This window comes from Serratia sp. NCCP-200, assembly GCF_059697885.1.
On record NZ_BAAKUJ010000001.1, the window covers coordinates 1,072,824 to 1,099,337 of the forward strand.

The 26,514-nt window shown below is 52.3% G+C and carries 22 protein-coding genes and 1 pseudogene; 14 read left to right on the plus strand and 9 right to left on the minus strand.

The window, feature by feature from the left end; all coding sequences use genetic code 11:
• Positions 1-522 precede the first annotated feature (522 nt).
• The 6 genes from AC6HVW_RS05005 (at position 523) to AC6HVW_RS05030 (ending at position 5,595) form a co-directional block, all read left to right on the plus strand.
• On the plus strand, positions 523-906 hold the full coding sequence (locus AC6HVW_RS05005; protein WP_039996018.1) for a hypothetical protein: 384 nt from the start codon (positions 523-525) through the stop codon (positions 904-906).
• A 144-nt stretch (positions 907-1,050) separates the two neighbouring features.
• Positions 1,051-1,923: an excinuclease Cho gene (cho, locus tag AC6HVW_RS05010; protein ID WP_071683296.1), complete on the plus strand. Its 873-nt coding sequence runs from the start codon at positions 1,051-1,053 to the stop codon at positions 1,921-1,923.
• Positions 1,924-2,232: 309 nt separating this feature from the next.
• Entirely contained in the window at positions 2,233-2,712 is a 480-nt protein-coding gene (locus tag AC6HVW_RS05015; RefSeq protein ID WP_071683297.1) for an anti-virulence regulator CigR family protein, read from the plus strand.
• 221 nt (positions 2,713-2,933) lie between these two features.
• Positions 2,934-3,356, plus strand: a complete 423-nt coding sequence (gene umuD, locus AC6HVW_RS05020) for a translesion error-prone DNA polymerase V autoproteolytic subunit (protein WP_071683298.1) — start codon at positions 2,934-2,936, stop codon at positions 3,354-3,356.
• Positions 3,356-4,627, plus strand: a complete 1,272-nt coding sequence (gene umuC / locus AC6HVW_RS05025; protein ID WP_071683299.1) for a translesion error-prone DNA polymerase V subunit UmuC — start codon at positions 3,356-3,358, stop codon at positions 4,625-4,627. The genes umuD and umuC overlap by 1 nt, the downstream gene beginning before the upstream one ends.
• 425 nt (positions 4,628-5,052) lie before the next feature.
• Positions 5,053-5,595: a fimbrial protein gene (locus AC6HVW_RS05030; protein WP_071683300.1), complete on the plus strand. Its 543-nt coding sequence runs from the start codon at positions 5,053-5,055 to the stop codon at positions 5,593-5,595.
• A 97-nt stretch (positions 5,596-5,692) separates the two neighbouring features.
• On the opposite strand, the gene AC6HVW_RS05035 is transcribed toward AC6HVW_RS05030, so the two are convergent.
• From AC6HVW_RS05035 to AC6HVW_RS05045, 3 genes are all read right to left on the minus strand, one after another.
• The gene (locus AC6HVW_RS05035; protein ID WP_186486290.1) at positions 5,693-6,676 is read right to left on the minus strand and encodes a hypothetical protein; all 984 of its coding nucleotides are present in this window, start codon (positions 6,674-6,676) and stop codon (positions 5,693-5,695) included.
• A gap of 64 nt (positions 6,677-6,740) precedes the next feature.
• Complete coding sequence (locus tag AC6HVW_RS05040; RefSeq protein ID WP_021806744.1) at positions 6,741-7,061, minus strand: AzlD domain-containing protein; 321 nt, start codon at positions 7,059-7,061, stop codon at positions 6,741-6,743.
• On the minus strand, positions 7,061-7,729 hold the full coding sequence (locus AC6HVW_RS05045) for an AzlC family ABC transporter permease (protein WP_071683302.1): 669 nt from the start codon (positions 7,727-7,729) through the stop codon (positions 7,061-7,063). Before AC6HVW_RS05045 ends, AC6HVW_RS05040 begins: the two co-directional genes overlap by 1 nt.
• Before the next feature lie 113 nt (positions 7,730-7,842).
• Here AC6HVW_RS05045 and AC6HVW_RS05050 point away from each other — a divergent pair, with 113 nt between their 5' ends.
• The 4 genes from AC6HVW_RS05050 to AC6HVW_RS05065 all read left to right on the plus strand — a co-directional run bounded on the left by AC6HVW_RS05050 (position 7,843) and on the right by AC6HVW_RS05065 (position 12,477).
• Positions 7,843-8,391, plus strand: coding sequence for a helix-turn-helix domain-containing protein (locus AC6HVW_RS05050; RefSeq protein ID WP_186486289.1), 549 nt, complete (start codon positions 7,843-7,845; stop codon positions 8,389-8,391).
• Between the two features lie 551 nt (positions 8,392-8,942).
• Positions 8,943-9,872: a sugar ABC transporter substrate-binding protein gene (locus AC6HVW_RS05055; protein ID WP_021181075.1), complete on the plus strand. Its 930-nt coding sequence runs from the start codon at positions 8,943-8,945 to the stop codon at positions 9,870-9,872.
• Between the two features lie 77 nt (positions 9,873-9,949).
• Positions 9,950-11,434, plus strand: a complete 1,485-nt coding sequence (locus AC6HVW_RS05060; RefSeq protein ID WP_071683304.1) for a sugar ABC transporter ATP-binding protein — start codon at positions 9,950-9,952, stop codon at positions 11,432-11,434.
• A 17-nt stretch (positions 11,435-11,451) separates the two neighbouring features.
• Positions 11,452-12,477, plus strand: coding sequence for an ABC transporter permease (locus AC6HVW_RS05065; protein ID WP_071683305.1), 1,026 nt, complete (start codon positions 11,452-11,454; stop codon positions 12,475-12,477).
• Between the two features lie 53 nt (positions 12,478-12,530).
• Here AC6HVW_RS05065 and AC6HVW_RS05070 read toward each other — a convergent pair whose 3' ends face one another.
• Positions 12,531-12,950, minus strand: coding sequence for an NlpC/P60 family protein (locus AC6HVW_RS05070; protein WP_254698844.1), 420 nt, complete (start codon positions 12,948-12,950; stop codon positions 12,531-12,533).
• Between the two features lie 657 nt (positions 12,951-13,607).
• Between AC6HVW_RS05070 and AC6HVW_RS05075 the strand changes: the two are divergent.
• The 3 genes and pseudogenes from AC6HVW_RS05075 to AC6HVW_RS05085 form a co-directional block, all read left to right on the plus strand.
• Positions 13,608-14,948, plus strand: a pseudogene (locus tag AC6HVW_RS05075) (nucleobase:cation symporter-2 family protein); the annotation flags it as partial.
• Between the two features lie 109 nt (positions 14,949-15,057).
• Positions 15,058-15,885, plus strand: a complete 828-nt coding sequence (locus tag AC6HVW_RS05080; protein WP_071683308.1) for a carbon-nitrogen hydrolase family protein — start codon at positions 15,058-15,060, stop codon at positions 15,883-15,885.
• A 93-nt stretch (positions 15,886-15,978) separates the two neighbouring features.
• Positions 15,979-16,500, plus strand: coding sequence for a hypothetical protein (locus AC6HVW_RS05085; protein ID WP_071683309.1), 522 nt, complete (start codon positions 15,979-15,981; stop codon positions 16,498-16,500).
• Between the two features lie 57 nt (positions 16,501-16,557).
• Here the strand turns inward: AC6HVW_RS05085 and AC6HVW_RS05090 are convergent, their stop codons facing one another.
• The 5 genes from AC6HVW_RS05090 to AC6HVW_RS05110 form a co-directional block, all read right to left on the minus strand.
• Positions 16,558-19,470, minus strand: a complete 2,913-nt coding sequence (locus AC6HVW_RS05090) for an HD domain-containing phosphohydrolase (RefSeq protein ID WP_186486286.1) — start codon at positions 19,468-19,470, stop codon at positions 16,558-16,560.
• Between the two features lie 225 nt (positions 19,471-19,695).
• Positions 19,696-20,148, minus strand: a complete 453-nt coding sequence (locus AC6HVW_RS05095; protein WP_137751162.1) for a hypothetical protein — start codon at positions 20,146-20,148, stop codon at positions 19,696-19,698.
• On the minus strand, positions 20,135-20,821 hold the full coding sequence (locus tag AC6HVW_RS05100; RefSeq protein WP_071683311.1) for a hypothetical protein: 687 nt from the start codon (positions 20,819-20,821) through the stop codon (positions 20,135-20,137). The genes AC6HVW_RS05095 and AC6HVW_RS05100 overlap by 14 nt, the downstream gene beginning before the upstream one ends.
• Positions 20,821-22,086 carry a DUF4123 domain-containing protein gene (locus AC6HVW_RS05105; RefSeq protein ID WP_497569284.1) on the minus strand — a complete coding sequence of 422 codons (1,266 nt, stop codon included), beginning with the start codon at positions 22,084-22,086 and terminating at the stop codon, positions 20,821-20,823. Before AC6HVW_RS05105 ends, AC6HVW_RS05100 begins: the two co-directional genes overlap by 1 nt.
• 30 nt (positions 22,087-22,116) lie before the next feature.
• Positions 22,117-24,141 (minus strand): type VI secretion system Vgr family protein, encoded by a 2,025-nt coding sequence (locus tag AC6HVW_RS05110; RefSeq protein ID WP_261397407.1) that lies wholly within the window; start codon positions 24,139-24,141, stop codon positions 22,117-22,119.
• Between the two features lie 357 nt (positions 24,142-24,498).
• On the opposite strand from AC6HVW_RS05110, the gene aegA reads away from it, so the two are divergent.
• The gene (aegA, locus tag AC6HVW_RS05115) at positions 24,499-26,508 is read left to right on the plus strand and encodes a formate-dependent uric acid utilization protein AegA (RefSeq protein WP_186486284.1); all 2,010 of its coding nucleotides are present in this window, start codon (positions 24,499-24,501) and stop codon (positions 26,506-26,508) included.
• Positions 26,509-26,514 lie beyond the last annotated feature (6 nt).

Here is a 26,514-nt window from a genome sequence, read left to right on the forward strand (position 1 = left end):
TTGAACAAACCTTGCATAAATGCCAACTTTTAGCGCACGGCTCTCTCCCAAGAGCCCTTTCCCTAGACCGAGTATAGGAATCGTACTCGGTCTTTTTTTATTCTTTTGATTTATAACATTTTTTTATCCGCTACACGAAAACCGTTACCCCTCACCCCAACCCTCTCCCCGAACACATCTTAGGCAATATTAACGTTTCCACAGGGAGAGGGAGCTAGTCCGCAACCGTAGTCAGGCACTGTATCAACATGTAGCACGTAAAGTTCCCTCGTCCTTTGGGAGAGGGCTAGGGTGAGGGGACAATCACCACGGCTGCATTGATCAATGCCCATAACATCATCGGTAAAAACGTGAACATTCGCAGCTGGGTGCTTTTATATTTGCGTACTACGGACGAGGTTTATCACCTTTATTAGCACTGTGAGTGATAAAGATGGTTGAGGCTACAGAAGTGCATTGACCGTAAATTAGCTGATGATAGGATGTTGCCACTTGTAACGCACCTCATAGGGAATGGATTGAATGAAGAAGATTATAGCATTTTGTTTTATCACGGTAATGATGAGTGGATGTGCCCAAAAGGTTGATCCAGCACTTCAGGCAGAAGTCGAAAAGCCACTGATCTGTAAGGATGATAAGGAGTGTGATTTATACTGGAAACGCTCACAGTTCTGGGTGGCGACCAATTCCAATTGGAAGGTGCAAACGGTAACCGATACTATAATTTCAACCCACAACCCTGCGCCCTATAGCCCTTTATTGGCATATCAGATAAGCAAGATGCCCAATGAAGATGGTACATCGAGAATATTTATAAAACCGTTTTGTGCCAACATGCTTGGTTGTGAGCCTAACCCAGATATGGCAACCGTTGCATTCAAAAGATTTGTGAGAACCGGTCAGTAAACGTCGAGTAGTGAGTATTGTTAGACTCAGTCCTATTATCCAGGCGCCTGTATGATAGGATTGACGAGTTTTACTGCGTTCCCCCCCTTCAAACCCCCACCCAACCCCGCTATACTGTATAAAAAATCAGTATGGAGAGTACGATTGGCCAGACGTTCTGCCGCACCAAGGCTCGAGTTTGAAGCGGAAGCTATCTACCAATACCCGGAACACCTACGCCAATGGCTGGAAGGCTTGCCCGCTTTACCTGGGGTGTACCTGTTCCACGGCGAGTGCGAAACCATGCCGCTCTACATCGGTAAGAGCGTGAACCTTCGCAGCCGGGTGCTTTCACATTTGCGCACCCCGGACGAAGCGGCCATGCTGCGCCAGGCCAGGCGTATCACCTTTATCAGGACGGCGGGTGAAATAGGGGCGTTGTTGCTGGAAGCGCAATTGATTAAACAGCAACAACCGCTGTTCAATAAACGCCTGCGTCGCAACAGGCAGCTCTGCGCATTGCAACTCAATGATGACAAACCCACGGTGGTGTATGCCAAAGAGGTGGATTTTGCTCGGCACGCTGGGTTGTTTGGCCTTTTTGCCAACCGGCGGGCGGCACTACAAGCGCTGCAGTCTATCGCCGATCAGCATCAACTCTGTTATGGACTGTTGGGGCTTGAGCCATTAAGCAAAGGCCGCCCATGTTTTCGCTCGGCACTGAAGCGGTGCGCCGGTGCTTGTTGTGGCAAAGAAAGTTTGGCCGATCATCAGCAGCGTCTGATTTCAGCACTAGAGCAAAGCCGCGTGGTGTGCTGGCCGTGGCGTGGTCCGATAGCCTTGCGAGAGCAGGGGGCTGATATGGCTCAGTACCATATTATTCACCACTGGTTATGGCTGGGTGCAGTAGATAGCCTGGATGAAGCGAGGGAGTTAATGATTGCTGCGCCGGGCTTTGATAGCGACGGATATAAAATTTTATGCAAACCTGTGATCGGTGGAGAGTACGAGATTATCGATCTCTACGAAAAAACCTGAGTTAACGTCTTCGCACCAGCCAGAAGGACTGCGCGAGTGCCTGCATCAAAGGCGGACGCCAGAACCGATACCAATAGTGGCCGTTGAACGGCCCGAACTACCGCCAGAGCCAGAAACACTGACTGAAGTGCATCCTGCCAGCAGGATGACTAAAAGGGTACCTGCAATAATTTTCATAAAGCCCACCTGGTTAGCCCTGCAACGCATGAATCAACTTAGCATAAAACCCACTATAAGATGAATCCATATTGCTCGGTAGTCAGGGGAGGGCTAGATTGATCGAGTATCCCCTCATTGAGGTTATTTAAAATGCTCAAGCATCGCTGTTCTGCCCTCGCACTTGCGTTGATCGTGTTCACATCCTCAGCCTCCGTTATGGCCAATCCAGGGAATGGTAACGGTAATGGAGGTGGGCATGGTAATTCAGCTAACCATGGCGACAATCATGGGAAGGGTAATTCAGGCAAAGACCATTCAGACAAAGGCAAAAAATCCAAGGGTGGTAATGACGATCTGGTTACCGTGAATATCAATTATGACCGTGTCCGGCCCCTGGCGGTAAACTATGGATTAACCGGGTATCAATCTTTACCTCCCGGCATTGCCAAGAACCTGGCACGGGGTAAGCCATTGCCGCCAGGGATCGCCAAGAAAATGGTGCCAGCTTCAATGCTGGGACAACTGCCATCTTATCCTGGCTATGAATGGCGTATCGCCGGGAATGATTTAGTTCTGGTGGCCTTAAGCACGGCTATTGTTGCCTCTGTCATCAATGGGGTATTTGACTAGCTACTGGCCAGCCCTGGGTAATTATTTCAACGATAGTTACCCAATAAATCAATGGGTTCCATGTCAGCGGCCCCTATCTTAGCCGATGATGGGTATGGGAAAGGGAGGCCAACTTTCTTTCCTTACCGATCATAGCCATATCATTCATGGTGAAAATCTCTCTTCCTCCCACCATTCGGCATATCTATACTGTATAAAAATACAGTATAGAGACATGCCCCATGAAACACTTTACTCCAACACCAACTCCAGAGAAATTGTACCTGCCACTGTTTTCCGATCGGGTGCCTGCTGGCTTCCCAAGCCCGGCGCAGGACTACGTCCATGCCAGGATCGATCTCAACGAATATTGCATCAGCCACCCGAATGCCACTTACTTTCTCTACGCCTCCGGTGAAAGCATGTTGGAGGCGGGCATTGTCGATGGCTCGATGCTGGTGGTCGATTGCAGCATTGGGGCCGAACATGGCGATATTGTGATCGCCAGCGTTGGCGGGGAGTTCACGGTAAAGCGGTTATGTATGCGGCCAGTCGTGCAGCTCGAACCGATGAACCCCAACTACCAGCCCATTCCGCTACATGATGGAGCTGAAGATTTAGATATCGTCGGCGTCGTGGTGTCGACTATTACGAGGCTGAAGTAATGTACGCGCTGGCCGATGTGAACAACTTTTATGCCAGCTGTGAAATGCTGTGGCGGCCCGATCTGCGTGGCCGCCCGGTGGTGGTGTTATCAAACAATGATGGCTGCGTGGTGGCCCGTAACCAAGAGGCCAAAAAATTGGGGATGGCGATGACCGGGCCGTATTTCAAGGTCAAGCAGCAGTTGGAACGGGCGGGAGGCGTCGCTTTTAGCAGCAACTACGAGCTGTATGCCGATATGTCAGCTCGGGTGATGACGGCATTGGAAGCGTTGGTCCCCCGCGTTGAGATCTATTCTATCGATGAAAGCTTTCTCGATCTCTCCTCGGTGCCTAATTGCGGCAATCTGGAACTGTTTGGGCGGCAGATTCGGGACAAAGTGCGGAGCGAGACGAGGCTAAAGATCGGGGTCGGGATTGCACAAACCAAAACGCTGGCCAAGCTGGCAAATTTTGCCGCCAAAAGATGGGTGAAACAAACCAACGGCGTGGTCGACCTTTCCAGCCAGGAGCGGCAGCGTAAGCTGATGAATAAGGTGCCGGTAGAGGAAGTCTGGGGCATTGGGCGGCGGATTGCAAAAAAGCTGAACGCGATGGGCATAGAAAGTGCACTGCAACTGGCTGATGCCAGTACCACCATGATACGTAAACGCTTCAGCGTGGTCATCGAACGTACGGTGCGGGAACTGTGTGGTGAGCCTTGCCTTGAGCTGGAAGAGTTTGCGCCAACCAAGCAGCAGATTATCAGCAGCCGCAGCTTTGGCGAACGCATCACCGAGTATGAACATATGCATCAGGCAATTTGTTTATATGCCACACGAGCGGCAGAAAAGCTGAGGACAGAACGGCAGTATTGTCGGCACGTCAGCGCCTGGATCAAAACCAGCCCGTTCGCTACTCACGAAGCCTATTACGGTAATTCGGCCAGCGTCAAATTGAATACGCCAACGCAAGACACCCGCGATATTATTGCCGCCGCGATGCGTTGCCTGGATGCCATTTGGCAACCCGGTCATCGTTTCGATAAGGGCGGCGTGATGCTGCAGGATTTTTTCAGCCAAGGCGTTGCACAGCTCGACATGTTCGATGAATATCAGCCTCGGCATGGCAGTGAAGAGTTAATGAAGGTGATGGACTCCATCAATAACTCGGGCCGGGGCAAGCTGTGGTTTGCTGGTCAGGGAACGCAGCAGGTGTGGTCGATGAAGCGTGAACTGCTGTCACCGGCTTATACCACCAGGCTGAGTGATTTGCCCCGTGCCCGGGTATACTGAGCGGCGCGTTTCCCTGACCACTACGCCATAACTGGTGGTTAATGTATTCACAGGTTTGATCCTTTCCCGGACGAAGGGCGGGTCTTGCCTTTTATCTCGGGAGCCGCCATTTTCTACAACTATATCGATCCGGTGCTGCATAACTCGACTCAGGATGGCTTTCAGCTCGTGTTCAACGTTGCGGGGCACCAGTTTGAAGGATAGTTGCTGCGTTCGGCCCCTCACACGGTAAAGATCATATCTACCAAAAATCCCACCGATTTATCCGTCGGCATCAGCGTCCTGCCATTGACAGCACAACGGTAACAGAAGGAATCCTTATCATTAAGTGGGTAATCTTTAATTAAGCAGAACAAACACTGCGAATTAAATCAGGTGGAACATCAGTTTCACTGTGCTCTCTTATTAGGATAAGGATATTTATCATGAATAATACCGTCAATGGAACCATCAATTTTGCTGGACAAATCGTTGCCCAAACCATGGGGATTGAAGAGGGTGGCATTATTGTACAGCGGCCACGCAGTGCTGGCCTCACCGTCAGCGTTAATGGCAGCGAAACGCAAAATGGCTACGTGCAGCTTGGTGCAGTAAACGAAGTGCAGCTGGCAAACCCGGGTGCTCAGGCACAGGCTACCCGCTTCGACATCCGTGTAGCGGGCATCTCGGAGCAATATACTCACGCCTTGGTGTTTTTTGAGGGGGGTGCCACGGTTGATGCTGCCACCGGCGGCCTGATTAATATGGCGGAGGCGGGGAACGTGCAGATCCAACTGCGTAACCAGCAAGGCGATATTGTCCAGGCAGGGAGTAACTCTCAACTGGTCAGTTCGGCGTTTGTCCCGGTGATGGATGGTGAGGTTTATGCCTCCTTTGCAGCAAACTTCTGCAGTACCGGTCGCGCAACGCCGGGTAATGTGGCGAGCAAGGTTGATTACACGCTCTATTTATTTGAGCTGGCTGCCTGATTGATCAATAGCGATATCTAACCCACCGCTCGGTGGGTTTTAGCCCAACCATCCCAAAGGGCGAGAGAGCCAGTTCGTGCTCTTGATTAGCTTGTATTTATTGCCCAGCCAAACCATCAGCCTTCACCCAGCCCGGGGTTTTATCGCCGGTTTTGGGGTGAAGATAGCTCACAAACAAAAATCCCTTATAAGCCTGCCCGTGCGTGGCGGTAACGCTATCGCCATTGACGACAAACTTCCCACCCTCATCCTGGCAGAGCTTATCCGGCGAGTCGTAAAAATAGAGTTTTTTGCTCTTCACCAGATACTTCGCCGCAGGTGAGGACGCTTTGCTTAATGCAGCTTCGGCGCTTGCCTGCGCATCGTGGCAAATCTCGTCGAGCGGGGCCAGACGATCAACGTTGATCCAGCCGGAGGCATTGCCATAACCGACTAACAGATAGCCATTTTTCTCACCTGCGACGGGTTCAAGCGCGGCATAACCCACCACTTGCACCTTGTCATCCGGGATCACAAATTGAGACTCATTGACGCACTGCTCGGTGGGGGCAACGTGAAAATAAGCCCGGCCTTTACCACGCACCACATATTTAGGGGAATCGGCGATGATTGGGCCTAATTTCATCTGGTCCAGAATGGCCGCGCAGCGCTGCTCCTTCTGTAGGCATTGCTGATATTGTTTGCCGTACTGTGGATTAAAGGTGAGTTGCAGCGGATGCTGTTCGTCGGCGCTGTTATCCAGTAGCTGGCCGGTTTGCGGATCGTACATGACCCAACCAAGATGTCCGGCCCCTGGCGAATCGGGTGAGGTTGACTTGCGGCGGTCGAACAGTTGAATGGCCTGTATGCCGTTGGCCCGTGGTTCAATATTGATTTCCAGCTTGTTCGCTGGCACTTTCTCCGCCCGGATCAGAGCCTGATTGCTGCTGGCTAACAGCTTGATCAACGGAGCCTGACAGTCAAACAGCGAAGCAGGCCGGTCAGGGGTAAAACCTGGGCCCACTGGCGTCACGGCCTGTAGCGCTGTCCAGGGCGCAAGCAGCACTATTCCAACTACGGCTAATGTGGCGAGCTTCTCCATTTCTATCCCATCTACGGTGAGGCAGCATACCTGCCGGCCGCTATCATACCCGGCCAGCAGTGAGTTATGCCACACCGGCTACCCGCAACAGCGCCGTCACTGCCGCCGCAGCCAGCAACACCACGATTAACGGCGTTTTCCGCCAGGCTAATAATGCTCCCACGGCCACACCGCCTAAACGGGCATAACCAGCAAAGTGTTGCCCTTCGAACAGCGTCGCGATCACCGCTACGGCGAGCAGCAACGTGGTGGCGGAGTCGGCGAGCAAGGCCTGAACCCGGTCAGAAAAGCTCAGGCTGCGGCCCAGCAGGAACCCGGCAAAGCGAAACGCAAAGGTGCCGCTGGCAAGGAGCAGAATGCCGATGATGAGTGTTTGGTTATCCATTATTTTTCTCGCTTTCTGATCAGTAAACCCAACAGTGAAAACAGCACTGGCATGCCAATCGGTACCAAGGGCACGCTAGCCAGGGCAATCAGGGTGCCGGAGCAGGCGGAAATACAGGTACGCAGTTTTTTCAGCGAACCGACAATCAAGGCCAGCAAAATGGTGGGGAACACGGCGTCCAGCCCGATGGCATTGATATCGGGAATAAAGCTGCCGATGGTGCCGCCAATCAACACGCCCAACGGCCAGCAGGCGGCAATCCCCAGCCCACAGAGCCAGTAGGCTGCCCGTTTTTTGGTCAACGTCGGTTGGGAAATGCCGAACACCACGCTTTCATCATTCATGATATGGCAACCCAATAACTTAAAGCGGCTGCGCTCGATCACCTCTTTCACTGCCATACCGAACGGCAGGTGGCGTGCATTTACCAGCAGCCCGGCTGCCGCCGCAGCAAAGGGGCTACCACCGCTGGCGACGATGCCGATAAACAGAAATTCAGAGGCACCCGCCAACACCAGCAACGACAGCATCAGTGGGACCCAGAGCTCGAAACCCAGGCCGATCGCCAGCGAACCATAGGAGATCCCCACGATGCCGTCTGCCAGGCAGACCAGCGCGATCCCTTTGATCACGCTCTTATCGAGCGAGGGGAAAAAGTTTTTAGCCATACTATTTTTCTCACTGCCTTTCTCAAAACGAACGGTTGTTCTATTATAATGAACACTTCAATCTCGATTTACAAGTCGAACGATCGTTCGTTATAAGGTGAGTTACGCGGCCTATGAAACAACCCATCAATATCATTGCGGAAGCTCTGGTGCGCGAACGCCAGCGTACAGGCCTCTCGTTGGCAGAAATTGCCCGCCGGGCAGGAATTGCCAAATCAACGCTGTCTCAACTGGAAGCGGGGAATGGTAATCCGAGCCTCGAAACGCTGTGGGCACTCTGCGTTGCACTGGATATCCCCTTTGCGCGTTTGATGGAGCCGCAGAAAAGTAAAACGCAGGTGATCCGGCGTGGGGAAGGGGCGGCGGTGGTGTCGGAAGTGGCTAACTATACGGCGGTACTGTTGGCAACCTGTCCGCCTAGCGCACGGCGAGATATCTATCTGCTGACGACCCAGCCGGGAGCCGACCGTCTTTCTCATCCGCACCCGTTAGGCTCGGTGGAACACATCGTCATCACCCAGGGGCGTGCCTTGGTCGGGCTGGTGGAAGAGCCTGCCGAGCTGAATGCCGGGGATTATATTTGCTATCCAGCCGACCGGCCGCACATCTTCCGCGCCCTGGAACCGGATACGCTGGCCGTGCTGGTCTCAGAACAAAACTAACATCCCCCTAACTCTAACTCTCTCCCAGAAGGGAGAGGGAACCGAATGTTGACTACGGCGTTCTGCCTTATACCTCCAGACTGACTTCCGTTCTTACCTACAACACCGTACCCGCTCCCTCTCCCTTAAACAGCTGTTTATGGGATCCCCCGATTTTACAATGGGAGAGGGCTGGGGTGAGGGGGAGCAGCGGTCACTTTGCGCCCATTTGTTAGATCCCTGTCATGTTTTTGTTATTTTCCCATTCCAAAACACACGTTTCGCTTGTTTGGGTTAAAAAATTTCATTAGTCTCATTTTTGAAATAAACGTTTGATGTCTGTGTGAAGTGTTTAACAGTTACATCAGGGGTTAATTTCAATGCATTGTTTTAACGATTATTTTTAATTATTCCCAAGCATCTCATAACCAGTATTAACTGATGAGATACCGCGCGGAACAGGGTTTTAAGGCGATAATAACGAGCGGATTGTTGTTTGAATGTAAAAAATATTTTTCATTAGCCGTCAAATCAACAGGCCTCTTCATTCTAACAATTAAAGGGTACAGAACATGAAGCTGAAGAAATTGATCGTCACCTCGCTACTGATGTGCATGCTGCCAGCCTCGGTGTTAGCCAAAGATATCAAGATCGGCGTGTCGATGGCCTACTTTGATGACAACTTCCTGACCATCCTGCGCCAATCCATGCAAAACAAAATGAAGCAGGAAGGTAACGTCAGCGGCCAGTTTGAAGATGCCAAAGGCGATATCGCACAGCAGATCCAGCAGATAGAGAACTTTGTCAGCCAAGGGGTCGACGCCATCATCCTTAACCCGGTAGATACCCAGGGCGTCAAGCCAATGATCAAGCTGGCGGAGAACGCCCATATTCCGCTGGTGTTCGTTAACCGTCGGCCAGAAGCTACGTTACCAGCCGGTATGGCCTATGTAGGTTCAGATTCCAAACTGGCGGGCAAGCTGCAGATGGAAGAGCTGGCCAAGCTGATGAACGGCAAGGGCAACGTGATGATCCTGCTAGGTGAGCTTTCCAGTGAAGCCACCCGTGACCGGACCCGCGGGGTTGAGGAAGTGGTGGCCCAGTATCCGAATATTCACATCATCGATAAGCAAACCGCCAAGTTTTTCCGCAAAGAGGCGGTTGACGTGACGACCGACTGGATCCTCTCCGGCCAGCAGATTGATGCCATCGCTTCCAACAACGATGAAATGGCGATCGGTGCCATTCTGGCGCTGAAGCAGGCGAAGAAAACCGGTGTGCTGGTAGCGGGAGTGGACGGTACGCCAGATGCCCTGGAGTTTATCAAGAAGGGAGATTTGAGCCTCAGCATCTTCCAGGATGCCAAAGGTCAGGGGGAGGGTGCCGTGCAAACCGCCATTCAACTGGTTAAGGGTGAGAAGGTTGAAAGCAGCGTCATGATCCCTTACCAACTGATCACCAAAGCCAATTACCAAGACTTTGCCGACAAGAATAAAAAGTAATGACCAACCGGCCCCTTGCCCAACGGTACGGGGCATCGTTCACAGCGATCGGCAGGATAACGGCGGAGGTTATCAGTATGTATCCTTATGTGTTGGAGGCGGAAGGCATCAGCAAGCAGTTCCCGGGCGTTAAGGCGTTGGATAACGTGTCGCTCAAGATAAAACCGGGCAGCGTACATGCGTTAATGGGGGAAAACGGTGCCGGTAAATCGACACTGATGAAGTGCTTAATCGGTATTTATCGGCCCGATGCCGGCACCATCAAGGTCAAAGGGCAGCCGATGACGTTTAACGATACGCAGGCGGCCTTGCACTCGGGCATCTCTATGATCCACCAGGAACTGAACCTGGTACCGCATATGACGGTGGCAGAAAATATCTGGCTGGGGCGTGAACCCGCCAAGCTGGGTTTTGTCAATCACGAGGAATTAAACCGTAAAACCCGCGAACTGTTGGCGCACCTCAAGATTAAATTAGACCCGGAAACCCAACTAGGCACGCTGAGCATCGCCAACCAACAGATGGTCGAGATTGCCAAGGCGGTGTCTTATAACGCCGACGTATTGATCATGGATGAGCCGACCTCGGCATTAACGGAAGGGGAAGTGGTGCATCTGTTTGCGATCATTCGTGAACTGAAGCAGCAGGGTAAAGGCATTATCTATATCAGCCACAAAATGGATGAGATCTTTGCCATCACCGACGAGGTCAGCATCTTCCGCGATGGTACCTCGATCGCCAGTGATAAAACCGAGAATCTGACCAAACAGTCGCTGATCACCATGATGGTGGGGCGCGAGCTGACCCAGATGTTCCCCAAGTTCAATAACAACATCGGTGAAGAGGTGTTGCGTGTGGCCGGATTGCGGCGCAGCGGCTGGTTCCAGGATATCTCCTTTGCGGTTAAGCGTGGGGAAATTCTCGGGGTTGCTGGGCTGGTGGGAGCTGGGCGCAGCGAAGTGATGGAGAGCCTGTTTGGCATGCATCCGGCCGAGGGGGGCGAGATTTATATTGAAGGCTTGCCGGTAAAAATAGACTCCCCCTCCAAGGCCATCGAGCAAGGGCTGGCATTCCTGACTGAAGACCGTAAAAAGTCTGGCCTGTTTCTGGTGCTGTCGGTGGTGGAGAACATGAGCATCGTCAACCTTGCCGCCTATACCAGCAAAAACGGGTTTGTCAGCCAGACGCAAATGGCCAAAGACTGCATGGAGCAAATCAGCAAACTCAATATTAAAACCCCGACGATGGACCAGATTATCAATAACCTCAGCGGCGGCAATCAGCAGAAGGTCTTGATTGCTCGCTGGCTATTGGCGCAGCCGAAGGTCCTGATCCTGGATGAACCCACGCGCGGTATCGACGTGGGGGCCAAGGCAGAAATTTATCGCCTGATCAGCGAATTGGCGCACCGCGGCGTCGCCATTATTTTGGTTTCGTCTGAATTGCCGGAAATACTCGGCATGAGCGATCGCGTCATGGTGATGCACGCCGGACGCATTACGGGGATCCTGGATAAAGATGAAGCAGACCAGGAAAAAATCATGGCGTTGGCCTCGGAATAACGCAAAGGTAAAACACAATGAATAACGTCAAAGTGGAAACTCAGCCAGTCAAAGTCTCGCCGTTTGCCGATTTCAGCGGCAAGTTGCCGAAAGATACCGGCATCTTTATCGTCATGATCGGTATCGCGCTGATTTTTGAAATGCTGGGCTGGTACGTGCGCGATCAGTCATTCCTGCTTAACCCGAACCGCCTGCTGTTGATCGTTTTGCAGGTGGCAATCATCGGCATCATCGCCGTTGGTGTAACTCAGGTCATCATTACCACCGGTATCGATCTCTCATCTGGCTCGTTGATTGCCCTGACGGCGGTGGTGGCGGCCAGCCTGGCGCAAACCTCCGAAAGCATTTCGCCAATGTATCCGGGCCTGCTGGATCTGCCCGCTGCGATCCCCATCGGGGCCGGGATTGGGGTGGGGATTATTTGCGGATTTATCAACGGGTTCTTGATCACCCGCACCGGCATTCCACCGTTTATCGCCACCTTGGGGATGATGGTTTCTGCCCGTGGTTTGGCACAGTATTACACCAAAGGTAACCCGGTCAGTTTCCTGTCGGATGGCTTCACCTCGATTGGCCAAGGTGCCATGCCGGTGATTATCTTTCTGGTGGTGGCGGTGATTTTCCATATCGCCCTGAAGCACACCCGTTATGGCAAATACGTGTATGCCATCGGCGGCAATATGACCTCGGCCAGGGTCTCTGGGATCAACGTCAATAAATACCTGGTGACGGTCTACACCATTGCGGGTGGGTTGGCAGGATTAGCGGGCGTGGTGCTGGCGGCACGAGTCAGTAGCGGGCAGTCGAGCATGGGGGTGTCTTATGAGTTGGACGCCATTGCCGCAGCGGTCATCGGTGGCAGTAGCCTGATGGGGGGAGTGGGGCGCATTACCGGTACGCTGATCGGCGCGGTGATCCTCGGCCTGATCAAAAGTGGCTTTACCTTTATTGGCGTGGATTCCTACATTCAAGACATTATCAAAGGCATGATCATCGTGGCCGCCGTGGCTATCGATATGCGCCGTAACCGCAAGAAGCTGTGAGCCTCGCCTTGGCCGCCGGTGTGGTGACCGGCGGTTGGGCCAGGTGGGCAGGTTTATGCATCGCTGCCATTGATACGTCGGGCCAGTTCGTAACGTGCGCCCCAGTATTGGTTATCCAGCCTGGAAACGGTGACGCCCTTACTGGTAGAGGCGTGAACAAACTCACCCTCTCCGATATAAACGCCTACGTGGCGCTGACGGGATGAGGTTTTGAAAAACACCAGATCGCCCGTGTTTAACTCGCTTTTGGCTACGCGCGAGCCCAGTTTCATTTGTTCACCGGTGCTGCGTGGCAAGCTGACGGCAAATTCATCTTGAAACACGCGCTGCGTATAGGCTGAACAGTCGATGCCTTTGCGCGAGTTACCCCCGAATTTGTAACGTACTCCTTCCCATCGGTCATAATGCGACAGGATTTTTTTTAGCTCCTGAGTATTATTGTGGCCGGAACTGGCTGAAGCGGAAAAGCTCATGCAAAAAGCTGAGCAAGTGAGAAATACAGCAAAAAATTTAATCATAAAAGATTTCTGAAAGAGCAACTGAACGTCTATCCCTGTAATGGAGTGGCCGGATCGCCTGACTCATTCCTTCTGAGTGGTGGTAATATACACAGTTGTTGTTCATAAATAAACCAAAGACAGGCTAATTATTGACCATTTCTATGCGGGTTATCGGCTTGTTACTTTTGATAGCGCACCTCTGGTTGGCTGTGGAAACCCGGGAATGACGGGCAATCAAGGAATTAGCAACCGGTGGCAGATTTTGCCAACCAAAATTGCAACATGTCGCTGCTATTGGTTTATCGGCTGGGTACGGTGGTGGGATCTCAAATTGAGACGAATCATATTGGTAATTTTATCAATTGCGCCATTTTCGCCGAGGGTGAGTGTTATTTTTTATCCAATTTAATGTTAATTAAATTGAAGTAAATTAAGCCTCATCTGTGATGGTTTCCGCATTTAAAACACTCCCCTGCACAATACCACCTGAGAACAGCCCATTCTGCACACAATATGCATGCCCCAAACTCGTGCCGTACATCCATTATCAGGGGGGTTATCAGGCTGTGCCCTCGAATCGTAGCCATCAGGAATGACAACCTGATCAAGGCCGTACAGGAGTGAGGTTCCATGACCAACTTGAATACTATTTTGCCCGGTGAGAAGGCGCGGGCGACTGAAAAACCGATTGATAAAGTTGAAGAGATATTACCCATTGCCCATCTTTTTACCCTGGGGCTTCAGCATGTTCTGGTGATGTATGCGGGGGCGGTTGCCGTCCCATTGATGATCGGCGGCAGCCTGGGGCTGGATAAGTTACAGATTGCTTATCTGATCAGCTCCGATCTGTTCTGCTGTGGCGTGGTGACGCTATTGCAATGCATCGGGATAGGTCGCTTTGCGGGTATTCGGTTGCCCGTCATTATGTCCGTCACCTTCGCAGCCGTCACGCCGATGTTGGCCATCGGTGCCAACCCCGAAATCGGTCTGACCGGTATCTTTGGTGCCACTATTGCGGCCGGTATTATCACTACATTGCTGGTGCCGTTGGTAGGCCGTTTGATGCCGCTGTTCCCAACCCTGGTGACGGGGATTGTGATCACCTCTATCGGCCTTAGCATCGTGCGGGTCGGGATAGATTGGGCCGCCGGGGGCAGGGGCAATGCCAACTACGGTAACCCGGCCTATATTGGCGTCTCGTTGCTGGTGCTGATTTTTATTTTGCTAATCACCCGGTTTAGCAAAGGCTTTATCTCTAATATTTCCGTGTTGTTGGGGATTGGCTTCGGTTTTGTGGTGGCGCTGCTGATGGGAGAAGTCAGCTTTTCTGGCCTGGATGATGCCGCCTGGTTTGCTATCGTGCGCCCCTTTGCCTTCGGTTGGCCCACCTTTGATCCTGCGTCGATTATCACCCTGACGATCGTCATGCTGATCGTATTTATTGAATCCATGGGCATGTTTATGGCGCTGGGGGAAATTGTCGGCCGCCCAACCACCAAGCAGGATGTGGTACGCGGGTTGCGGGTTGACGGCCTGGGAACCATTATCGGCGGTATTTTCAATACGTTCCCGCATACCTCGTTCTCCCAGAATATTGGCTTGGTCAGCGTTACTCAGGTGTCCAGCCGCTGGGTATGCGTGATGGCAGGTTTGATTCTGGTGCTGTTCGGCTTGATCCCCAAAATGTCTATTCTGGTGGCCTCGATCCCGCAGTTTGTCTTGGGGGGCGCAGGTATCGTGATGTTTGGCATGGTGCTGTCTACCGGCATCAAGATCCTGACCAGGGTCAACTTCAATACCAATCGCTATAACGCCTATATTGTCGCCATCAGCCTGGGACTTGGCATGATCCCGATCGTAGCGGCTGATTTCTTTACCCAGATGCCAGCGAGCCTGCAACCTTTGCTGCACAGCGGCATTTTGCTTTCTTCGGTGGCGGCGGTGCTGCTGAATCTCTACTTCAATGGCTATCATCCGGAGGAATAACGCTGCCGTTTTATTGATTGTCTCCGTTAACAGTGACTTGCCAGCCAGTGGCTATAACAGGTAAAAACACTGTTCGACTTAAAAGGAGTAATCAATGCGGATAACCTTGGCCCAATTTACCTGCCGTGAAGGGGACATTGCCCATAACCTGGCCGCCGTGCTGGCGCAGATTGAACGTTGCAGCGGCCAAACCGACCTGTTGGTGTTGCCAGAAACGCAGCTTACCGGCTTTACCCATCCTGACGGCAATACGGACTACGCGTTGCAACTGCAAGGCCCGGAGCTCGCGCAAGTGGTGGCGGCAAGCCAGCGTACGGGTATTGCCGTCGCCGTGGGTTTTCTTGAGCAGGATGGCACGCAACTGTTCAACAGCTCGGTACTGATCACACCGGAGCAGGGCATCTATCTGCATTATCGCAAAAGCCATTTATGGACCAATGAACGCGCCGAAGCGCAAGCGGGCGATCGCCTGGTCTGCGGGTTGTGGCGTGGGCGGCGTATTGGTTTACTTATCTGCTACGACATCGAATTCCCAGAGGCATCACGAGCGTTGGCAATGATGGGGTGCGATCTGTTGCTGGTTACCGATGGCAATATGGATCCCTATGGTCACGTGCATCGTAACGCTTTGCTGGCTCGCGCTCAGGATAATCAGATGTTTGTGGCGATGGCCAACCGCGCCGGGCATGGATGTGGGATGCAGTTTGCTGGCGAAAGCCTGGTTGTTGATCCCTTGGGGCGTGAGGTGGCCAGACTGGGGCGAGAGCCGGGAATAGTGCAGGCAGAGCTGGATTTCAGCCTGCTGGAAGCGGCTCGCCGCGAATATCGTTATCTGGAAGATCGGCGTTTGGCACTCAGCGGGGAGACGCAGTGGCAGCAGCGGGATGATGAACAACGTTGGTGGCCGCTAATTCCACGTTAACACCGCTTGCTGAAAGGCCAATGGCTTAGGTAAAGTCATAGACAGATTGGTCACTGTAATTGATAGACTTGCAGCACTCTAAGGAGCCGTACCATGCAATACTTCGCCCTGAGTAAAAGAATCTTGCCATTGGCTGCGCTGCTGGTGCTGTCGTTGCCCACAGCCTGGGCAGCACAAAACGCCCCAGCCCCGATCCCATCGGCGTTAATCGGCAACTGGAGCGTGACCAAGATCATTCCCACCCAGACCGTGGGCTGCTGGGATGAAAAGCAGGCACAGCAGTTGGTCGGTAATAGTATCAACTATAAAGCAGACGGCTTTACCTGGCATGAACAGCAACTGATCAATCAGGGGGCGACCACCACCACGGTAGAGGCGCAAGAGTTTGTGGAAGACAACTCGGGCGATAATTGGTACGTCGATTTCCCGATTTTGGGTATCAGTACGCCTTCGGTGCAGCGAGTCATCATTCAGCATCAGGATGTCACCGTACCGGGGATCACCGATCAGGGGACTGAAGGCGTTCCCGGTGATAACGTGTTGGTGAAAGATCGTAATACGTTGCTCTTCTCCCAATGCGGCGTGTGGTTTGAGGCGCAACGGCAGAAAAAATAGCGAGATGTTTGACGGCGGGGGCGCCGCTGCGCCCCTATGTCGTGAAGCTGCTGGGTATCAGTTCGTCGGTTGGCAATCGGGTATTTCGAGTTTGCGTAACAGCGCGGGAATATCGACGGTATCTATTTTATCGGCTTGCAAATAGCTCTGCGCGTAGTCATACCAAATACCAGACTCCAGGAACAGGATCATCAATTCGCGGTCCAGATGATTTTCATTCGCCATGCTGACCAGAATATTGAGTGCCTCAGATAACAGCTTGCCCGGTTTATAAGGCCGATCGGCGGCCGTCAGAGCTTCAAACACGTCGGCGATCGCCATCATACGTACCGGAATGCTCATCTGCTGGTGGGTTAACTGGTAAGGGTAGCCTTTGCCATCCATGCGTTCATGATGGCCACCGGCAATTACCGCCACGTTGGCCATGGTGCGTGGGAACGGCAGTTTTTCCAGCATGATGATAGTCTGCATAATGTGCTCGTTGATTTTATAGCGCTCCTCCTCACTCAGGGTGCCTCTGCGGATGCCCAGGTTGTAAATCTCCCCGTGGTTATAGAGCAAGGTCGGCTCTTTGAGTTTGAAGTGATAACTTTCGGGCAGATGGCTTTTTTCGTCGCGGTAGATGATATGTTCTTCTTTATCCGCCAGCAGTGGCTCCTGGGTAGGTAAGGGGACGGCAGGACGGCGGTTTTTACGCGCCAATTCTTCCCGTGCCACGCCTGCGGTGTCATCCAGAGTACGGGTCCATTGATATTGTGCGATTTGTTGAATGCGTGCGAGCGCGCTGTCAGACAGGAATTCGCCACCGATATTACACTGGGCAATAAAATAGAAATCCTCATCCAACTGCTGCAGCTCATCGCGTAGCCGTTGTTCTTCCTGCTCGGTAGCGGGGTTCGTAGCGTGCTTGCGCAGGAAGCTAACCTCTTTTTCCCGCTTCAGCACCTCAAAGCGCATCCGCACCTCGTGAATACGGTCGTAAATCATCTCCAGCTTGGTGGCCTTATCCACTATGGCCTCCGGCGTGGTGATTTTCCCGCAGTCGTGCAGCCAGCAGGCGGTGTGCAGTTCCTCCCACTCATTGGCGGAAAGGGTAAAATCGGCGAACGGCCCTTGTTTGGCCTCAACCGCTGCCTTGGCGAGCATCTTGGTAATGACCGGTACGCGCTGGCAATGGCCTCCGGTATAGGCGCTCTTGGCGTCGATCGCTCCGGCGATTAACTGTATAAAGGCGCCCATCAGATGCTTTTGCTCTTGCAGCAAATATTGCGTCTCTATCGCTACCGATAAGCTGCCCACCAGAGCATTAATCAGCTGTACTTTGGCTTGCCCATGTTCCGGGCCAGCTTCGGCAGGATTAAGCAGCAGTAAGAACCCCATCAGTTCCCGATCATGCGTTTGCATCGGGACAGCCACATAGTGCAGCGGCAAATGGGAACCAAAGATCGTGTGTAGTTGGCTGGGGATATTCTCGTTGGTAAAGACTCCGGCAACGGTTTTACCCTCCAGAATCTGCCAAAACGCGCTGGATTGCTGCGGATCAAACTGCAACGATGCCACCACCGAACTGTCCACCTCTTTTCCAGCCCAGTTGCAGGCTATGGGTGAAAAGCAGCCGGGCGTTTTGTCTGACAGGAAAATAATGCCGCCGCTCATGGTCGCGATTTTACTGGTTTCATTGAGCAAGCCCTGCATCTGCTGCGGGAAATTATCCTTGGCGGATAACAGGCTGCCCATCGAGATAAACTGCTTGAGCGTCAGCTTCATTTTGGACATGGCTTTGTGCAGGTCGTCCACCTCTTCAATCACCGAGCGTTCCTCCGCCCGCTCATCAAAATGCAGATTGCTGATGGCGTCGGCATCCTGGCGCAGGCGGATCAGCGGCCGGGAAATACGTAAGGAGAAGTACCAGACCAGCGGCAGGCCGAGCAGCAGTAACGCAAAGGCGATCAGGGTCGAGCGGTTGCGGATGGCGTTGGCATCAGCGGTCAGATAGGCCGAGGGCGTGGCAATCACCAACTGGTAGCCTTGGCTTTGCCCCTTAAGCTCCACAACGGCCCCAAACCAACTCTGCCCTTGTGCCGTAAATAGGCTGCTTGCGCCGTGATGGGGATCTAGCAACGCTTGCAGCACCGGGATGTGCGCAATGCTGTTGAGCCCATCTTGGCCTTTGGGGTGTTGTGCAGGCAGGCTGGCGATGGTTTCGTTGGCAGCGTTGATAATTGCCGCCTGGCTATCCGGCGGTAGGCTTTGTTGAAGAAACCATGAAAGTGAAGCCAGTGAAACGTCCAAACCGATCACTGCATGGCCATCTGGAGCCTGGATGCTGTAGGTGAAGCCGGTTTCACCGGTGCCTTTGAAGGTATAGAGCGGGGAGGTAATCAGTTGCTGAGTTTTTACTGCCAACTGATACCAGGTACGCTCCCGGGGATCATAATTGTTATACGGCACGGTTTTTACCGCCATAACCTGCTGTTTACCGTCCAAAAAGATATTCTCAGCCTGGGGCGAGGTCTCTAAAAAGCGGTAGCTTTGCGCCAGCCATTCGGCATCTTCCGGCGCATTAAATAAAGCTCGGTTGGCTGGGGTGAGGCGGCGTAGTATAAAGAAATCGCCGTTGGGATAAGCGCTGTATACCGCATTGGCATAATCATTTTGCTTGAGTATCTCGACCAGCGGGCCGATAAATGCCATGCGTTGTTCGAGCGTGGTGGCTTCTATTATTGGCATGCGTGCCAACATCTTCGCCGACATTTTCATGCTGCGGGTCACGGAGTCCAGCTCCGCAGCAATGGTTTCGCCGGTTTTTTGATACTGTCGGTTGGTGCTGGCCTCGGTCAGTTTGCTGAGTTGGCTGTGGCTGAAAAGCACGATCACGCTGCCGATGGAGACAATCAGCAAGGTAAACAGCACGGCAATCTGGATATGTAGCGGATAGCGGCTTCTTAAACCTGTGATCTTTCCTGCCATGGTGCCCACCTTGGATGCCAATTTTTAGCTTTTTTAAATTATAGACGAAGCAGGGGGGATCTGATTGGTGGCGTAGTAAGGCTATTGAGTTGATTTTAAGGTGAAATTTTTTGTTTCGTAGCTAAATAAACCAATACGTTATTTAAAAATAAAGCTTTATGAAACAACGGCGACAAAGATAACACTTTTGTCGCGCGGGCGTTGCTCCTGAAACCCTTGAGGCTGTTACTTAACACCAAGCTTCTCCCTCAATAGTGGCATGTAGCTATCGATGTTATAAGTTTTATCCCCGGTGATGCTGGCGCAGGCGTTATGGGCGTAAATAAAATAGCTTACGCCAACGCTTAGGCCTAAATCATTAAGATCGGGTTTTTTGGGATCTAAAAGACCATGGCTATCTGAAATTAAGTTAATATGACTGTTAACCTCTCCAATACTTAATGCATTACGGCTAATAATTGAGGGGGCTCGAGATAGCAGTAATGGAGACTTTGATTTAACCTTATCATACTGTTTAGACATACATGATTGATAACGTTCACACTGTAAAAATTCATTTTCATTGCAATAAATTCTTGACATCTCAATAAGATTGTCGATATATAGATAAGGTATATAGTTCTTGCACCCCGAAGCTAAAAAAACGGTTGCAATTATGATGATGTCAAATCTTTTCAACTTTTGGCCACTCCATATCAAACATTCTATCTGCGTTGGCATGTCCGGTATACGACATGTCAGGTAAAGTATTTAGCGCCTGATTATAATCTGCACCAGAGCAATTCTCCCAAGGGCCACCGGTTCGAGCAATCATATTAGCGGAGCTCCTGTCAGCAATCGAATAATCAATATAGATATTATCCCAGTGTTTGACATTGGTGGGTTTGGGGCTTTTGCCTTTCCTGGATACCGGATCAAGCGTCACTAATAATTCAATCGGAATATCGGGGTTTTCCTTCGCCAATAAAATCACTCGGTCCCCACCCCAACTATGGCCGACTAGCACGATTTTCTGCCCGGCAGCATGCCACTCTTTCATTAGCGGCGGAACTTTGCCACCGCCATGTTCGGAGTAGGCCACATCCTGTTTGCGCTGGGTGATAGCCTTGCCAGTGTTATCCTTAGTGTCCCTGCCATTTCTTTCTTCATAAGGAGCAAAAACACCACTTAGCAGCGGCTGGTAGCTAGCATCCATCGCACCGCCAACAAATACTACCAAGGTTTTTAAACAGCTGGCGGTAATCTTACCTTGCTGCTCTTTTACGCTGGGCAAGATAATATAGTCGCCCGGGTTGTTATTTTTGTGCTTATATTCAAAACCCGGAAAAATAATTCCATCTGATGCGCACATTATCTTGCCTCCAAATGCTTACGTAACATCAATAGTTCCTTTCTGATGCGTCGCTGAGTGTAGGCCACCAACTCAGCGAGCCGTAGATCTTCCTGACTAACGTGATTATCAGCAAAATGCACCTTAACCCAAGGGTAGAGCGGGTCATCAAAGACTTTATGGCCGAGGAAGAACTGTAATGCCAGGATAACCGCCTGCCCGTGCAACGTGGTGACCCCATGCTCCTGAAACCAATGTTGATCTTGAGCTAATAGGCCGAACATCTGATGTATGGGAACGTACTGCGCCCGCTCAGGGTAAAGTGAGCGTACATAATCCACCACGTGCTGTTCTTCATACATATAGGGCAACTGGGTAAGTTTCAGGGTTTTTAGCCTTTCCAGCGCTGCCAGGTAGAGCTCTAACCGCTCGCCCATGCTTCGTACAAAAACCAGCCCCAACTGCTGATTTAACACGGCCAACTGCCCAGGTTTCTCTGCTGCGGTTGTCAAATAGGGCGCGACGATATGCTCAAGCTGGAGATCGGTATCAAAATGGCTGCCTAAACTGCAGGCTAAATCAAGAAATTGGCAACGGTCGTTAAAACGCTCCAGCCGGTGAGTTTGGCATTTTTCCGCGATGAGGGTAATGAACCGCTGGACCTGTTCATCGCCCAACAGGCGGGTGCGCTTCGGATATTTATCGGTAAAGTAGCGCTGTAGCTGGCAAACCTGCTCGTTCTGGTTTTGCTGCTTTAACTTGGCGAGTTGCGCTTCTTCCAGCGTAACTATCCCTGTCAGAGTTGGGGCTGCCTGGGTGGGTAATTCAATCATCTGTTGCCGGACCCAAAGCGAGCTGAATACCCCCATCAGCTGATTTTGCTGGGACTCGGTGGAGGTCGCCAGGATTAACGGTAGAAACTGGGCGTCCCAATAGCGGAAAAATACCGTCTTCCCATCTGGCAAACTAATCTGCGTCAGGCCCCGTAAATGGTCGAGAATGCGCTGACGCGGCTGTTCACTGACTGCCAGCCATCCCCAGTCCGTTGAGGATGCTTCACTCACCCACGCTAAAAACGGGCTATTAACCGACAGCTCCACCAAATAGGGCATCACTTGGTGCCAATCTTTGTAGGCCGTATAGTGATAAATCCCTTCTGCAACGTTGGAACCATCCAGTTGATAGTAGTGTTTCAATGGCTGCGCATCGCTAACGGTGGACAACACCGCATACAGCCGTTGTCCTGATGCGCAATTGGCCAGCCATTGCTGTAGTTGACTCTCCATATCTTCGTTTCCTCCGGCAAGCTGTACCGATTAAATCGCGCAACCCTGTTGTTTACATCGTTCACACTCTTCGCAAAATGCTCGCGGTTGTTTCAACGCACTAACCTGTGCAGGATTTAGCGCAAAGGCAGGGACGCTGGCTGGGATGGGGATAACATCGGGTATTCTGCCGCCCCATCCTCTGCCGGAGCCCGGGCTGCCGGTACCCACATTAAGCGTGGGGCCGATCGTGACGCCGCTGGGATCGATTTTTATAAAGCTGGAGCCGGCCTTTAAGGTGATTTCCGTGCCGGTTTCTATCACTATTTTAGTGCCGGACTTCAGGTGAATTTCCTGCCCAACCTCCGTCAATAAGGCGTTGCTGGCGTTAATGTGGAAATTGCTATTCACGGTCAGGGAATAATCGCTTTCTACTCGGTCACGCTTTTCGCCATTAACCTGCAGAAAATCATTGTGGACAACCTGTTGTCTGCGATCGTTGCCTATCCGCTGGTGCTCGTCGTGATCGATACGCGTGGAACTGTCATGCAGCACTTCGGTTGTCATGTTCTTTTGCGCATGCAGATAGAGCTCTTCCTGGCCTTTTTCATCTTCAAAACGCAGTTCGTTAAAACCTTCGCCTTTATGGGTTTGCGAACGGATCGACATCTGGGTCTTGGTGCCCGGCAGCTTGCCCGGGGGCAGGTTGCTGGCGTGATAAGTACGGCCGATAATTACGGGCTGATCGGGATCGCCATTCAGAAACTCGACGATCACCTCATGGCCAACACGTGGCACGGCCGACATGCCCCAACGTGGCCCTGCCCAGGGGTGTGATACTCGGATCCAACAGGAACTGCTGTCGTCGGTTCTGCCCGAGCGATCCCAGAGAAAACGGACTTTCACCCGACCGAACTCATCACAAAAGATTTCTTCAGTGGCTGGCCCCGTGACAATGGCGATTTGTGCGCCATCAATCCGTGGCTTGGGGAGTAAAGCAGGGCGCCAGGTCTGATCGTGGGGAATAAACGCAAACTGGCAGGTTACGATAGTTCCCGTCCCGCCTGAGTTACTTTCAAGCGCTTGGGGTTGCTGCCCTGAATGGTTAGCCTGGGTGATTTGCCAACGTGTATTGAGCGCCTCCAGAGGATGGTTTTCCAAGGTAAAACGTACGCCGGGTTGCAGCGCCGGGCAGTTGCTTGCCCCTTCGCCCTGATGAGCATCGTTACGCAGCGCCTGGATGCGCCAGCGGGCAAAAGATTTACCCACCTCGGTGCTTTTGAAACGCCCTGGGAAATCGTAATGAAAGTACTTACCGGGCTGATGTTCAGTATCGCGGGCGTCATCGCCGAACTCTGCCAACCATAAGGGATCTTTAAAGGTGTAATCTTTCAACAGCACTTCGGCGAGGCGTAAACTTTCCCGGCGCTTAAAGGTGGTGACGCAGGGTTCATCCAACGAGGTCGATGACTGGTCGGGATAATAGGGGAGCGTTGGCCCGTCATGCAGTGCGGCGCAATCATCGGAAAACACCAACGTATGTTTGCCATTTTGGTGCTCAAAGAAATAGTAAATCCCTTCTTCTGCGGCCAGGCGGTTAATAAAATCGAGATCGCTTTCATTATATTGGACGCAAAACTCACGTACGGCATGGGGATAGCGCAACGCGTGTGCGTAGTCGCTGATCTTGTTTTCTTTTAACAGGGTTTCCAGGATTTCCAGAAAGTTTTGTTGCTGGAAAATACGTGAACGGTGGCCCAACCCGGCTCGCCAGAGCGAGGGACGGATGCTAAACCGGTAACGCGTTTGATGAAGTCCGGCATCCCCTTGTTCGATGGAGGTGACAATGCCATTAACGGCCCGTTGCACCTCGGTTTCACGCCAAATCGTCAGCGTGGCGGTATTATCCAGGATTGAACGGAACTCCACGCTGGGCTTGGCGCTAGCTACCTCAAGCTCTAGCGCGAACGGGCTGGAGAATTGCTCATGCAGCGTAAATCCCACTACCACAAAAGCGTCTGCTGGCAGGTTGCCAACACTTACCGTAAACCTCAGCCCGCTGGCTTGTTTGCTCATCCCTGGCATGCGTTTCCCCCATTTATTACATGAATATATTCCGCTCAATTACAACAAAAAATCCATGGATAGATAAATAATGTTAATGTATTAATGGCGAAATAACAACCAAAGGTGCCGTGTAAATACGAACCAATACGACAATGGGTGATTAAAGCGAAGAGTTGTCCTGCCTGGCTTTAGAGCGGATTGGCGTATTACGCCATTTTCATGCGAAATGTCATGGAAACCGATCAAATATAACCACTATATTTACATGGTTATAACCTTACTGACACCTGCCTACGCCAGCCAAGATAAGGAGATAACGTCAACGAAAGCGTGTTTTTTCAGTCAGCCTGTTCGGAAAGGATACCTATGAATCAATTTATCGTTGCGGAATCAGAAGCCTGCATTGGCTGCCGGAGTTGCGAGGTCGCCTGCGTGACTGCGCACCATCAAGGGGCATACCCAAGCAAGCGCGAATATTTCACCCCAAGAGTCAAGGTTATTCAGGGCACCCATGGTAATACGGCCGTGTTCTGCCACCATTGCGAAGATGCGCCCTGTGCCAATGTTTGTCCTACCGGGGCCATTGAACAGAGAGATACCAGCATCCAGGTCAGCCAGGAGAAATGCATCGGCTGCAAAGCCTGTGCGGTCGCTTGTCCGTTTGGCATGATGACGGTGGTGACCGAAACGGTGCAGCCCGCCAATCATCGCCTGGCCGACAGCTATCAGAAGGTTGAGGCACAGAAATGCGACCTGTGTAGCGAGCTGAACCATGAGCCCGCCTGTATACGCGCCTGTCCAACCCATGCACTCAGCCTTGTGAACAACCAAACGTTGCTGGACCAGCAGCGAGAAAAGCGGCTACGTGCTGCGGCGCGCGATCACCATAGCCAACTGTTTGGCAGTGCCGCTAATCAGAACCCGGAAGCGAAGGCCTCGAAGAAATCAACGCCGATCCGTAATCTGCTGCAACAGCCTCGGGCACCTCGCCTGGAAGCCAGCAAAATCACGCTCGAGCTGCGCAAAACCAGCTTTGCCGAAATCTACCAACCCTTTAATGAGCAACAGATCCAGCAACAGGCCGAACGCTGCCTGAGCTGCGGCAAGCAGAGTATCTGCTCCTGGACCTGCCCGTTGCATAACCAGATCCCGCAGTGGATCAAACTGGCTAGCCAGGGGCGCATCTGGGAAGCAGCGGAGCTATCGCACCAAACCAGCAGCCTGCCGGAAGTATGCGGCCGGGTATGCCCACAGGACCGACTGTGCGAGCAATCCTGTACGCTCAATGAGCACGGGGGAGCCGTCACCATCGGTAACATTGAGCGCTACATCACCGAAACGGCCTTTGAGATGGGCTGGCGGCCAGATATGTCGGCGGTGAAAGACAGCGGCAAGCGCGTTGCCATTATCGGCGCGGGTCCGGCGGGGCTGGGCTGTGCCGATATCCTGGTGCGCAATGGCATCAAACCGGTGGTGTTCGATCGCTATCCGGAAATTGGCGGGCTGCTGACCTTCGGCATTCCGGCGTTCAAACTGAAAAAGGACGTGATGGCCAGAAGGCGTGAGATCTTCAGCGATATGGGCGTGGAGTTCCGTTTGAATACCGAGATTGGCAAAGATATCTCGATGGAAACCCTGCTCAATGATTACGACGCGCTGTTCCTTGGCGTGGGGACCTATAAATCGATGCGTTCCGGCCTGGAAAATGAAGGTGCGCCGGGAGTGTATGACGCCTTGCCATTCTTGATCGCCAATACCCAACAACTGATGGGCTATGCCGAAAACCCGCAAAGCCCTTACGTCAATATGGCGGGCAAGCGGGTGATCGTACTGGGGGGCGGTGATACCGCTATGGACTGCGTCCGTACCTCATTACGTCACGGTGCTGAGCAGGTGATTTGTGCCTATCGGCGTGATGAAAAGAGCATGCCGGGTTCGAAAAAGGAAGTGAAAAATGCGCGGGAAGAGGGCGCAGAATTCATGTTCAACCTGCAACCGCTAAGCATCGTGATCGATGAGGAAGGTAAGGTCAGCGGCATTCAGATGCGGCGAACCGAAATGGGGGCTCCAGACAGCCAGGGCCGGCGGCAGGCGGTCCCTGTAGAGGGTTCCGAACATATCGTACCGGCGGATGCGGTGATCATGGCCTTTGGTTTTAGCCCGCATCGTATGGGCTGGTTGGCAGAACATAACGTGATGCTCGACAGGCAAGGGCGCGTGGTGGCACCAACGGTGGCGGGTTATCCGTACCAAACCAGTAACCGCAAGATTTTCGCCGGTGGTGACATCGTGCGCGGTGCCGATCTGATCGTGACCGCCATTGCCGAAGGGCGCAAGGCGGCCGAAAGCATCGGTTATTACCTCAATGTGCTCTAACGCGGC